Genomic DNA, 12,335 nt, shown 5'->3' with positions numbered 1-12,335 from the left:
GGGTATGCCGGTGTCTGTGCGGCTGTTCGGGATCGAAACCGAATACGGGATTGCCAGGGACGACCTGGAGCAGATGGATCCCGTGGTCGAATCGATGGAGTTGGTGCGGGCGCACCTCACGGCGTCGTTCGAGCGGCGCTGGGACTATGCGGGGGAGGATCCGCATGAGGATGCGCGCGGATTTCGCGTGTCGGGATTGCAACAGGACCGGGAAGAGGACGAGTTCGCAAAGGTCGACGCCCATCGGCCGTTTTCCTTTCATGAGATGAAGAGCGACCTCGTGTTGCCGAACGGCGCGCGGTTCTATAACGATCATACGCACCCCGAATATTCGACGCCGGAGTGCCGGACCTTGAAGGACCTAGTGGCTCAAGACCGAGCGGGGGAGCGCGTCCTTCAACGGGCAGCCGATCGCCGGAACCGGAGTCTCGGCGGAGCTCACGTTCACCTCTACAAGAACAACACCGATTTCCACGGGCACAGCTACGGCTGTCACGACAACTATTTGGTGCCCAGAACCGTGTCCTTTGCCGCCTTGGTGTCGGGCCTGTTGCCGTTTCTCGTGAGCCGCCAGATCATTGCCGGATCGGGGAAAGTGGGCACGGAAGCCCAGGAGTCTGGGTTCGTGGCGGGCCCCTACCAGCTGTCGCAGCGCGCTGATTTCATGGAGACGGATCTGAGCGTCGATACCATGCACAACCGGCCCATCCTGAACACCCGCGACGAACCGCACGCGGATGCCCGGAAATACCGGCGCCTCCATCTCGTCTTGGGCGACGCCAACATGTGTGAGTATGCGACGGCGCTCAAGGTCGGCACGACCAGGCTGGTGTTGGAGTTGATCGCCCGCGATGCGGCGCCGGATCTTGAATTGGAGTCACCGGTCTCGGCGATCAAGCAGATTTCGCGGGATGCGGACCTCAAGGTCAGGGTGCGCCGGCAACAGGGCTCGGCTCTTTCTGGGCTCGACATTCAGGAGGAATACCTGGCCGCGGCCCGTCGGACACTGTCGGGATCCGATCCGGAGACGGACTGGATCTTGGCGGAGTGGGAGAACGTCCTGTGTCAACTGAACGGCGAGCGAAGCCAATTGGTGGGAAAGCTGGACTGGGTGACCAAACAATGGCTGTTGGAAACGTTCGTCCGCGAAGAGCGGATCGGCTGGGATGATCCCTGGCTGGCAAGCTTGGATCTGGAATATCACAATGTCAATCCCGAGCGGGGACTCTTTCTGGGGCTTGAAGCGGAAGGCAAGGCCTGGCGGTTGACGACTGAGAAGGACGTCGAGCAATCGCTGTCATCAGGACCGCGCGATACCAGGGGTGGATTGCGAGGCCTCTGTGTGCGCCGGTTTCCCGACCAGATTAAGGGCATGCAGTGGGAACGGATTCAGTTCACCGGCGGGTTTCGGTCGAGGGTGCTGGATATGAGCGATTTGTTCGAACCGGAGGCCGTCTTGCGCTGCACGGAGGTCTTCCAGGCTGCGTCTTCGCCGGCCGAGGCGCTCGATGTCTGGGATGCAAGAAAGGATACTGAACCATGAGCAACGTGATGACGCCCGAACGCCGCGAAGGGCCGGCGGACCCGATGCCGAAGGGGCCCGGTCCTTCCGAAGAGGAACGAGGTCCTCGGCGTCCCGATACCGGATCGCCGGAGACGGACAATCTGATGAAACGCATGCGCAAGGTCGATCCGAAACAAGCGGAACGGTATCGGCAGAGGACAGGTCAGTAGTGAAGCAGTGCTGAGTTCTGAGTGCTGAGCAAGAAGCGAGTAGAGGAATGCGGCTTCGGCTCAATACTCAGTCCTCAGCACTTGTAACTCAGGACTAGGTGAAAAGATGGGGATGCAGGGAGATTTTTTTCAACTGCTGAAGGAACAGGGCTATCAATTCGGCCTGCCCGCCGCCGCGGCGTCGGACGTCGAGATTCCAACGGCCACGACGATTCTGGCCTTCAGATATCGGGACGGCGTCCTGGTCGCCGGAGACCGCCGTGCCACGGCCGGCAACATGGTGATGTACGATCGGACCGACAAGGTGCTCGAGATCGACCGGCACAGCGTCATGGCGATTGCCGGAGTGCCGGCCACGGCGTATGAAATGGCCCGCATTCTGGAACATTCGTTTAAGTACTATCGGCGGACGCAGCTTCAGGAATTGAGCTTCGAGGGAAAGTTGCGGGCGCTGTCCAAGTTGCTCAAGGAAAATGTGGCGGCGGCGCTTGCCGGAACGGGAGCGGTGGCGCCCATCTTCGCCGGCTATGACGTCGATCAGGGAGTGGCGAAGACGTATTTCTACGATATCCTGGGGGCGGAATTCGAAGGCGTCGAGTATGCCGTGTCGGGCTCCGGTTCGCCTACGATTCGAGGGATACTTCACTATCTGAACACCTGGAGCGAGCAGCCGTTGAGCGGCATGGTGGAAGAGCAGGCGGCGATTCAAGCCTTGCGGCTGTTGACCTGCGCGGCTGAATTTGATTCGGCGACCGGCGGGGTGAATCGCGAAGCCAATCTCTATCCGGTCATTAAGCTGATCACACAGGACGGAGTCCGCACGGTGCCGGATGCGGATCTCAAGCAGACGTTCGAAGCCGGCGTGAGCCGTCGAGCCTGAGCCCGGGATCCCGGGGCCTCGGAGCAAGCCGGAGATTCAGGGGTATCCGCGACGCTTGTCGAGTAGGAGCCTTATGTACGAAGAACCATACCGTTGGGTCGAAGCGGTCGGCAACCGCCGGCAGTATCTGGACGAACAATTCACGCAGGGGAGCCCGGTGATCGCCGTGACGTACGCGGACGGGATTCTGCTCCTCACGGTCAGCAAAGGCACTCCGAAACTCTATGAAATTTACGATCGTCTGGCGCTGGGAGGCATGGGCCATCCGGCCGATCTCGAGAAACTGCGCTTCAGCCTGTTGGAAATGGCTCATGTTGAGGGGTTCAATCGGTCGCCGTCCGATGTCACCGGCGGTCGCATGGTCAAGTATGGGATCGCACCGGTGATCAAACAGGCGTTCGAAGAGGTCTTCAAGGCGCCGTTCATCGTGAAAATCCTGCTGGCCGAACTGGGACAGAAAGCCGACAAGGACAGGTTTCTGACTATCAATTATGACGGGACGTTTGAAGAACGGACTCACTGTGCCGTCTTGGCCGCCAATCGGTCCGTCGAGCAAGCGATGCTGGCTTATTTGCAGGCGGATCCGGCCCATGCCGGCACACTTGATCAGGCGATCGGTATTGCGCTGCATGCGTGGGTGTTGGGGGAGCGGTCTCAGCGCAGGACCGCGGAGACACGATCGGAGCAGGAGCCGGCCGCGCCGGAATCGGAGCAGGCCAAGATCGATGCCGAGACGGTGAGAGAGTATGTGCGTGATCAGCTTGACGGCCGTACGATCGAATGCGCCGTGCTCGATCGGAACCATCGCGGATCGGCAAAATATCGGGCCCCCCTCAAGCCCGCCGAACTCGGCGAGTGGGCTGTAGCGTGATCCTATTCGCGTGAAGTCATGTTGAACCGTATATTCGGCTTGGAGACCGAGTACGGCCTCCTGGTTCACCAAGACCGTCCGGATCATTCTCCTACCTGGTTCGCACACAAGATTCGCGACCATCTGTTCCATGTCCGGCGCCTGGGTGTCCTCGATGTGCATCATCGGGGACACGATGAGCCTCCCGGCAACGGTGGATTTCTCACGAATGCGGGCCGGGTGTATCTGGATATGGGGCATCTGGAATATGCCTCACCGGAGTGCCATTCCTTGACCGACGTGGTCGCGGCCGATCGCGCAGGGGATGCGATCTTGCAACAGACAATCGAGGACCTCGGAATTGCCGATCAGGTGTCGCTCATCAAAAACAACGTCGATCACCAGACTGACGCCACCTTCGGCTCTCACGAGAACTATCTGGTCTCCAGACGATTTCCGTTCACGCGGCGCGGCTTGGCTCCTCTCGTGACCTTTCTGGTCACAAGACAGATTTTCACCGGGTCGGGACGAGTCGGGTCGGCCGGTCCTCAAGACGCCTGGATTCAGATGGATCGACTGATCGTACCGCGCGCGTCGATCGGCTCAGGGCGCCTGGACCCGGCATCGCCGTTTCAGATTTCGCAGCGGGCCGATCACATCGTCAATGACTTTTTCGAGTGGGTGCAGCAGAATCGGGCCATCGTCAATACGAGGGATGAACCCCTGGCGGACCCGAATCAGTATCGACGCATCCACCTGCTGCTCGGCGACTCCAATATGACGGAGTATGCCGCCGCCCTGAAGATGGGAACCACCGGTCTGGTGTTGCAGTTGATCGAGGAGGGGCATGTCCCGGGCGATCTCGAGATCAACGAACCGGTCGAAACCCTGCAGGAGATTTCCCAGGATCAGGATCGGCAATGGATGGTGCAACTGCTGTCCGGCAAGACGATGTCCGCGATCGACATCCAGGAGCGGTTTGTCGAGGCGGCGAGGCAGCATTGCCGCGGACAGGACGAGGAGACCGATTGGGTACTCGACGAATGGGCCGCGGTGCTGCAGGACCTGCGCAGCGAGTACGTCAAGCTGGTTGGGCGGGTGGATTGGGCGTCAAAGCTGTGGCTGTTGGAGTCGTTCCGCGAGGCCGAACAGGTCGACTGGACGGATCCAATCTTGAAGAGCCTCGACCTTGAATATCACAACCTGAATCCGGACAAGGGACTTTACTTCGGATTGCTGGAGGAAGGGCGCGTCCCTCGTGTGACGACGGACAAGGCGATCGAACTTGCCGGGGCTCATCCGCCGCGAAACACCCGAGCATACGGGCGCGGCGAGCTGGTTCGGCATCTGCTGGGCAAGGCTCATCCCCCCGATGAGCCTGAGCCCAGGCAAGAGGAGCGATTCTTCCCCCCCTACGTGATCAATTGGTCGATTTTCCAAGTCAAAGGCCAGGCGCCCTTCCCCATGCCGGACCCCTTCAGGACCTACGTTCAAGAAGTACATGCTCATCTAGCCGGATCCTGACCGGTTCGGCAAGTCCGAGCCACCTCTCGAATCCTCCCGTGAGCCCGACATTCATGGCGCGCCGTCGCGTCGGGTCATCAGGTCGATGATCCGATTTTCGGCCCAAAAGCGGTCCTCGTCGGCGCGGCGCGGCTGGACGAACCCGCAGTGCCCTCCGTGCCGAGGTGCGATCAGTCGGATTTTTGGATTCTCTCGGATGGCCGCCGTGTCGAACATGTCATAAGGGATGAAGGGGTCGTCCTGAGCCGTGATGATGACCGTGGGAACGGCGATCGACTTCAATACGTGTCTTGCCCCGGCGCGGTCATAGTAGTCCGCTCCGTCTCGATAGCCGCCGTCGCGTGCGGTATAACGGTCGTCGAATTCGCGTAGCGTGCGGATGGCGTCTAAGTCGGTAAGGTCCCATCGACCGGGAAAGAGCAGGGCTTTCCGGCGGATGCGCGCTTTCATACTTGTGAGGAAATGGCTGTGGTAGATCCAGTTCCTGGGATGTTCCAGCGCGGCGACGCATTGTGTGGGATCGATGTTGGGGCAGACCGCGACTGCTCCGGCCAACCCCGGCTGCAATGAGGCGGTTTCACCGGCTGCCCTCAGCACCAGGTTCCCCCCCATCGAATAGCCGACCAGCCATATGCCGGCCAGGCCGTCGAGGCGAACCAACTCGTCCACCACCGTTCGATAGTCGTGACCCAACCCGCTGTTGTACAGCGTGGAGGTCAGATGCTCGGTGCCGCCGCAGTTGCGCTGGTTCAAGCGAACCACGTTCATGCCTGCGCGGTAGGCTTTGGCGGCGATCCCGTGCATGTAGTGGGATTCGCTACAGCCTTCGAGGCCATGCACCAGAACCACGGTTCGGTGAGCCCGCCGATGTTCTTGCCAATGGCAGAAGCCCTGGATTCTCGTCTCGTCAGCGACGGTGAAGAGCCGGGATTCGACCGCAATTCCGTGCAAGAGGCGCCCCCGAGGCCAATACCGAGGGAGCAGTGTCATGAGGTGAGGGTTGCGTAGGAGCGGGGACGGGACGAAATCCGGAAACGGTGTCACGTTGCCATACTATCAGGAGGGATCGTCGGTCTGCCACAGCGGGACGGGCGATCCAGGGACCGACCGTCCTGAAGTCCGCAGCGTCACAGGTCGTTTCTATTTGGAAGAAAGCGGGATGGTCAACAGGATCCCCCCCATCACGTCTCCGGACTTGAAATTCCTTTTCGTGCTCTTCGGATGCACATTGTGACAATCAGCGCATCGTTGAGAGATGGCTTTGTCGGCGTAGAGCGCTTGAAACACGCGAGTTTTACCCTCCGTCGTAATGCCTGTATAGGGGCGGTCGGCATTGACAAGGACTTTTGCCAGAGCGGTTTGCTCGAATTCCGTCATCGGACCGTTCTTCTTGTTGATCGGCCAATTGCTGATCAACCGATACCGCATTCCATTAGATTGTTGAGCGACGAGCCGACCCGTTTCGAGCACAAATTGAGCAGGCAGCGGGAGATCTCCTGTCTCCTTCCAATGCTCCGACGCGGAAACGATGCCTCTCGTCTGCATCCGTTCAACGATTTCATTCGTGTAGAAGGTTCGATCCGCTTGGATGATGCTATGGATATAATCGGCCACAGCCTGCGGTGCGATACCATCGGACGGGTCCGGATCCTTGCTCGCGGCCGAGAACACCCAGGGACTGAATAGACAAGTGGAAACGGTTCCAACGGCGAGACCCAACCAAAAGCCTCTCAGATCCATGATTCATCCTCCGGTTATGTCAATGTGCACTTTGTCCACCTTCATCGATCGTGACGACAGAAGCGGCTTACAAACAGCCGGACGGCTCCAGATCTCGAACGCGCTGAATTAAAGAGCAAATATCCTGCTTCTCCCTATCTCCGCTTGAGCTGGCGTGGCGCCCGATCGACTCCTGCTAGATACTTCGGAGAAACTGAGGTCGCTTTGTTTCGCAGCAACGCATAGATCGGATCCCCAAGTTACGTGAAGATGAGTACTGGACAAGTCGTGTGAGGATCTCAGGGAGAAATGTCCAGGCTTGTCAAGTGTAATGCAAATGACCACATCGTTACTACAGAATAGTGTACGAACTGCTTGTCGAAGTCGTTCCTTCCGATTAATTGTGGACCGGAACATACTGTCGTCATTGCCTTCCCGTCCATCTCCTTCCGCATCGACATTCCGAGGCAAATTCCACGAGGTTGACGTATCCATGTGTGCGTAGCCGCCCAATACGAGCGGTGTGCGATCGCACAGTATGTGCGGCCGAAGCAACTGGTGTCCCTCGTCCATGTAATGTGCTTAGCGATTTAACAGGCATTCAAATGATTTCTCCAGTCTTGACTGCGGAATGAAAGCTGCTTGCCGCATCCGTTGACGCCCGCTGTCCTGTCACACACCAGTCGAGCCTAAATGAACCTCGTCATACTACTTTCCTACGCCACTGCGTTAACTTGTGGGATGCCGGCGCTTCCTAATCTGGAGGGAAATCGCACAGAGTCTTCTTGCGACGTGGCTTCAATATTCCGTTCTGCGGATGCCTGATTTCGACGATCCTCTCCGGTAGAAGTGGAAGCGACAGGACTCCACGAACCGGCAAGAGGGACAGGAAGAACCAGCTTCCTTTGCGATGCCCGTCGCGCACCATGTCCCCAATATCAATCTCGGCTTCTTAAACTCAGTTTTGTTCGATGTCCATTGCGCCCAATATACGAGCACTTGACAGAGATTCTTGCTGAACGGCAGGGAATTACGAAAATCAGACTACTCAGCGGCTAGGAGCGGCATTGGTGAAAGATATTTATCTAGGCCTTAAACCTCATCAGGAGGAAATATGCCCAACCTTACTAATGCGGCCCGACGTGTTCCGAAAGCGACCTATGTGCCCTTAAAATTGCCAGAACAGGCGCACAGTACAAGTGATTCGTCTGACAATCAGAGTCACTCAGCGGCGACGGCAGCTGTCATAAAATTCGGTTATCTACGCCAGCTCAACTTGCAACCTGGGGAAGTGGATGAGGCCCTTTCGTCAATGTCTGAGCAGGATCGACCACAAAATGTGCCACACAACACAACCGCCGTTGGCGGTCTTGCAGAGAATTTGCGCCGATTTGAGGGCGCTCCTATGCCCGCGCTTCTTCCTTCCCCTAGTGCATTGGCCTCGGTAAGTATTTCCACGCTCACGACCTTTGGTAACGCGGTAATTGCGGGCCGTCAGAATGCGTTGGCAGCTCCCCAACAGACTAACGCGGTATCCACCAGACTGACGCTGAGGCCTGCCTCCGTAGTAGCTCCGGCTGTAGCCGCCAACCTATTGCAAAAGGCCGTAACCGCCACGAAAAACTTTCAAGCGAATGCGGCTGCCGTCCGCATCGGCATGCTTAATCTAGAACGCCTGGAAATGACGCCAGCAGGCCTCGAACGTGGCGAGTTAGTTTCCACCATCTGTCTTGCTCCGATGGAGGAAACCTCGGTCATCCAAAAGGAATGGTCCGTCACGAACAAGGAATTCACGTCGATCGTGACAGATTCTCTAGAGGATTACAGCGAGACGGGAGTGACCGAAAATACGGAACTCGCACAGTCGACGACCTCCCAGGCGACCCGTAACAATCAGTTCAATGCAACCGGGAACGTGCAAGGTAGTTTCGGAAATTTTGTGACTGCCTCGGGTTCCACAGGGTTCAGCATTCAAGACCAAACATCTAGATCGGCCACAGATAGCCGAAAAGATGCTCTGGCGGTCACACGTAAAGCCTCGTCGCGCGTAAAGCAGTCGCATAAAGTGACTATCTCGACTTCAACCACTTCAGGCGCTTCCGAGACCTCGACGAGAATATTGAAAAATCCCAGCGCCACAGATCCAATGCGGATCGATTATTTCAGTTTGATGCGTAAATGGCATGTCGGCTTATACCGTTATGGATTGCGTCTAACGTATGACATCGTGATTCCGGAACCAGGTGCGGCAATGCGTAAAATCCATGCCCAAATGTGGGAATTGCAACAGAAAGTCAATCAGGTGTTTTCGTTTCCGCTTACTTTCGGGCAAATCACTCCGGATATTCCCACTTGGCAACGGCTCAGCGAACAATTCAACGTTCAATTGCCACCGCCGCCCAACCCGTCTCCCCCCCCGCTTCAACTGACTCAGGCAGCTGGTGGGTTGCCGCCGGCCGGAGATGACAATCGTGATTGGCATGAGTATTCTCTGCCTTTCGATGTCCCTCCGGGCTATTGGATTACAGGTGTGGAAGTTCACGCGTCGCTTGAAACCAGTCATGAAGATAGTTACAACCGCCATGATTTTGCAGTAGCCGACACGGGGTATCTCTGCACCAAAGATATACGAGACTATGTTCTCAATTTCGCCACAAGCAGCTTCACCCCTCCTTCCGAATCGCCCTTGGTCACGGACAGCTTTCTTCTACATGCGACCGGCTCTCAAGTTGTTTCGTTTCATTTCAGATTAGTTTCTCCAGCGACCGTTGGTTTGGTTGTCCAACTTGAACCAACCCCTGAGGCAATTCAGCAATGGCAATCTACCGTGTGGAACGCTTGCTACAATGCCGCTCAAACCAACTATTATGCCCAACTTCAGGCTTGGAACGCTCAGATTGCCGCACTGCAGGCTCAGATTGCGAACGTCGATACGTTGACATTGCGACGTGAGGAAAACGACGAGATCATGAAATGTGTATTGCGGTGGTTGCTCGGCGAAGGCTTTGATTTTATGCCGGCGGACGTGGCGGCTCTCTTTAAGACAAATCCGGATCCGACTGATCCGGTAGGGAATATGCTGAAGTATGGGGTCGCCTTTACCGGGAACGACTCGAATCTGTCTCCGACCGCATGGTCGACGGTCTCTCAGTACGAACAGATGGTTCGCTTCATCAATGACGCCGTGGAATGGGAGAACGTGGTGTATTTCCTGTATTCCTATTTTTGGGATGTGCCGGGAAGCTGGGAATTTATTCGTGCGATCCGCCATCCCGACCTGACGCGGCAAGGCTTTCTTCGTTCCGGCAGCGCCCGAGTAGTACTGACGATTCGCGAGGGCTATGAGGAAGCCTGGGTCAAATTTGCCGAAGGTGGTGCCGTTGATGCCGTCTATTCAGGCCCCTATTTGGCAATTGCACAACAGATTGCAGACTACAACAACACCAACTATCCTGGCATTCCTCCGACGACACCAGGTGGTGCACCGTTGCCAGACGACGGACCTCAGGTGGCCACTGTCACAACCGACCGCCTGTCCCAGAATTCAAGCCCCGTCACCATTGCCGTGTCGACAAGTGCCGGATTTGTGGCGGGATATACTGCGATCATTGACAATTATGATTCAGGCGTGCAGGAGGTCCAACCGATTGTCTCGGTGCCAGACTCGACCCACATTGTCGTGCAGGCCATGGCAAATGCGCATGACGGCTCGCAAAAACCAGTCAGTATTATGCAAGCGGGGGAGAAGGGTCTTTTGATTGCTGAATGGTTTGAGTACACGCCTTCGTCTGGCACTGATATCGCCGTAACGAGCAATTTGGCGACAATCGCTTAGTCAATAAATGACAGACGCCCCGCGCATCTTCAGCAGTGTCTTTTCTTTGACTTAGAGAGATCCCGATGATTGTCGGATACAACTATCCTTGGCCATCGAACAAGTTCGGGAGCTGGTTGGGACCCCACCTACCACAAGGTCAGTGGCCTCAGAACTATTCAGTGGAATGGAAGGACCTTGAGTTCAAACAGCAGATGGCGGACAACTTGAAAGTGCTCAAGGACAATGGGGTGCAAGTCGTTCGATGGCAGCTGTTAGGCAATGGATTAACCTATGGACTACCGCCACGGGTAATCAAGGCACAGACCACTGACGTTAATAATCGAGCCGTAATGGATGTGAATTTCTTCGGGCGAATGCAACTACTGCCCCGATATGGGAAGAATGACATCGTCTCTCCTCTAATCAATTTGAGTAATCCTTTAACTGCCTTTGATCCGCCAGCCACGCTAGATCCATTATTCCTGGACCACTTCCGACAATTGTTGGAGATGCATAAAGCCGTCAATATGCAACTGATCCCATCGCTGATCAGCTTTGAGTTTTTTGAGACGCATGATACCGCAATCACCAACGCTGGCGGACGAGGGAGTGTTGCCGAGGATGCGACGAAACGAAACAAGTTTCTCTTCTCTGTCCTGGGAGAATTTCTTCGAGTCTCGCTGGACTACAAAAAATTGATCTATGCATGGGAAGTGATCAACGAACCAATCTGGACTGTGATTCCTGTCCCAATCAACATCAAGAAGCCATTCCATCTTTTTCCCTATGTACAGCCATCCGCTTTGGTAGCATTCATTTCGTTGGCCTTGAACTGGATTGAAGACAAGAAATTTCCCTCGACCGTCGGACACCGTTTCCAATCCGACCTCTCCATATTGCCGACAGGGACGCAACGACAATTCCACTATTACTCAGAAAAATTCGGACCCTTCGGTGATTATACACCTTTGCCTAGTGCTAGCACGGCCAACGCTCATATCCTTGGTGAGTTCGGGTCCGTGATTGGGAAGGGGTATGAGAAAGACGAAAACATAAAAGGGGAAGCACTTCCGAAGGGCAGCTATGGACATCCCTGGGACCAAGACTTTCCGGACCACCGGGACCGCGATCCCGCGCGCACAGTGTTTGAGCGATTGAGGCTGATTCGGAGCTTAGGATATCAGTTGGCATTGGTATGGCCGGATCTGGATGACAATAGCCTTCCGGGAGATACCTTAAAGCTGTCGCCCCTAAAACTCTCCCAAATCAAGGCATTTGCCGCAGATTCGTACTAGCCTTGAACGCTGTCATGCGTGGGTGGGCGATTCCTCTTCCCTTCCGGGACATCGGCAATCGCGGTTCTGTCAACCGCTGCTGTCCGATTGATCAAAGCGATGGCGCCGGCTGCGTGGGTAGCCGTTTCACTGTTCCGCGTTATGGACGGACAATCCAACTATGACGGCGGCGGACATTGCTGCTGAATCATCCGGGTCGCTTCCATACCATCAAGTTCTGGCATCACTGACATGCATGAGAGTCACATCGGGTCCAGCTCTCTTGCCGGTAGGTTGCCTCCTCCTCAACCTGGGCTTGTCCAATTCTTTCTGTCAGAAGAAGCATTGGAAATTGATGATTCCAAGGCGGTGGTAGTCAAATGGGATTCGAGGGCTGCTTGTCTTGGGACAGAGGGTGGGGGATCTGGGAGTGTTCAGTAAGCAAAGAAGCACCCTAACCCCTAGTGCAGGAGGGTCCGTCACGAAATCCGTCGGCTGATCATGAAGAGAAGTTGCAGACCGGTGGTCCGTGCTGCC

The 12,335-nt window shown here is 56.2% G+C and carries 9 protein-coding genes; 7 read left to right on the top strand and 2 right to left on the bottom strand.

Features of this window, described 5'->3' with window-relative positions; translation table 11 throughout:
• Positions 1 to 4: 4 nt before the first annotated feature.
• The 5 genes from P0111_13905 (at position 5) to P0111_13885 (ending at position 4,988) form a co-directional block, all read left to right on the top strand.
• A complete protein-coding gene (locus P0111_13905) occupies positions 5 to 1,543 on the top strand; it encodes a proteasome accessory factor PafA2 family protein (GenBank protein ID MDF0645119.1) in 1,539 nt (512 codons plus the stop codon).
• Positions 1,540 to 1,734, top strand: a complete 195-nt coding sequence (locus P0111_13900; protein ID MDF0645118.1) for a ubiquitin-like protein UBact — start codon at positions 1,540 to 1,542, stop codon at positions 1,732 to 1,734. Before P0111_13905 ends, P0111_13900 begins: the two co-directional genes overlap by 4 nt.
• A 106-nt stretch (positions 1,735 to 1,840) precedes the next feature.
• Positions 1,841 to 2,614, top strand: coding sequence for a proteasome subunit alpha (locus P0111_13895; GenBank protein MDF0645117.1), 774 nt, complete (start codon positions 1,841 to 1,843; stop codon positions 2,612 to 2,614).
• A 73-nt stretch (positions 2,615 to 2,687) separates the two neighbouring features.
• Complete coding sequence (locus P0111_13890) at positions 2,688 to 3,485, top strand: 20S proteasome subunit A/B (protein MDF0645116.1); 798 nt, start codon at positions 2,688 to 2,690, stop codon at positions 3,483 to 3,485.
• Between the two features lie 18 nt (positions 3,486 to 3,503).
• Positions 3,504 to 4,988 carry a proteasome accessory factor PafA2 family protein gene (locus tag P0111_13885; GenBank protein ID MDF0645115.1) on the top strand — a complete coding sequence of 495 codons (1,485 nt, stop codon included), beginning with the start codon at positions 3,504 to 3,506 and terminating at the stop codon, positions 4,986 to 4,988.
• Between the two features lie 51 nt (positions 4,989 to 5,039).
• On the opposite strand, the gene P0111_13880 is transcribed toward P0111_13885, so the two are convergent.
• Positions 5,040 to 5,978, bottom strand: a complete 939-nt coding sequence (locus P0111_13880) for an alpha/beta fold hydrolase (GenBank protein ID MDF0645114.1) — start codon at positions 5,976 to 5,978, stop codon at positions 5,040 to 5,042.
• Between the two features lie 150 nt (positions 5,979 to 6,128).
• The gene (locus tag P0111_13875) at positions 6,129 to 6,728 is read right to left on the bottom strand and encodes a DUF3365 domain-containing protein (GenBank protein ID MDF0645113.1); all 600 of its coding nucleotides are present in this window, start codon (positions 6,726 to 6,728) and stop codon (positions 6,129 to 6,131) included.
• A gap of 1,093 nt (positions 6,729 to 7,821) precedes the next feature.
• Between P0111_13875 and P0111_13870 the strand changes: the two genes are divergently transcribed.
• Positions 7,822 to 10,542 (top strand): hypothetical protein, encoded by a 2,721-nt coding sequence (locus P0111_13870; protein MDF0645112.1) that lies wholly within the window; start codon positions 7,822 to 7,824, stop codon positions 10,540 to 10,542.
• 161 nt (positions 10,543 to 10,703) lie between these two features.
• Positions 10,704 to 11,819: a hypothetical protein gene (locus P0111_13865; GenBank protein MDF0645111.1), complete on the top strand. Its 1,116-nt coding sequence runs from the start codon at positions 10,704 to 10,706 to the stop codon at positions 11,817 to 11,819.
• The last annotated feature ends 516 nt before the right edge of the window (positions 11,820 to 12,335 follow it).

The sequence above is a fragment of the Nitrospira sp. genome, from assembly GCA_029194535.1.
Classification (GTDB): Bacteria; Nitrospirota; Nitrospiria; order Nitrospirales; family Nitrospiraceae; genus Nitrospira_C.
The sequence above is the reverse complement of the archived record's forward strand: the minus strand, read 5'-3'. Positions and strand labels throughout refer to the sequence as shown.

Excerpts from the sequence above, each read along its gene's own strand:
- P0111_13905 (MDF0645119.1), top strand. The coding sequence starts at position 5 with ATGCCGGTGTCTGTGCGGCTGTTCGGGATCGAAACCGAATACGGGATT.
- P0111_13900 (MDF0645118.1), top strand. The coding sequence starts at position 1,540 with ATGAGCAACGTGATGACGCCCGAACGCCGCGAAGGGCCGGCGGACCCG.
- P0111_13895 (MDF0645117.1), top strand. The coding sequence starts at position 1,841 with ATGGGGATGCAGGGAGATTTTTTTCAACTGCTGAAGGAACAGGGCTAT.
- P0111_13890 (MDF0645116.1), top strand. The coding sequence starts at position 2,688 with ATGTACGAAGAACCATACCGTTGGGTCGAAGCGGTCGGCAACCGCCGG.
- P0111_13885 (MDF0645115.1), top strand. The coding sequence starts at position 3,504 with ATGTTGAACCGTATATTCGGCTTGGAGACCGAGTACGGCCTCCTGGTT.
- P0111_13880 (MDF0645114.1), bottom strand. The coding sequence starts at position 5,978 with ATGACACTGCTCCCTCGGTATTGGCCTCGGGGGCGCCTCTTGCACGGA.
- P0111_13875 (MDF0645113.1), bottom strand. The coding sequence starts at position 6,728 with ATGGATCTGAGAGGCTTTTGGTTGGGTCTCGCCGTTGGAACCGTTTCC.
- P0111_13870 (MDF0645112.1), top strand. The coding sequence starts at position 7,822 with ATGCCCAACCTTACTAATGCGGCCCGACGTGTTCCGAAAGCGACCTAT.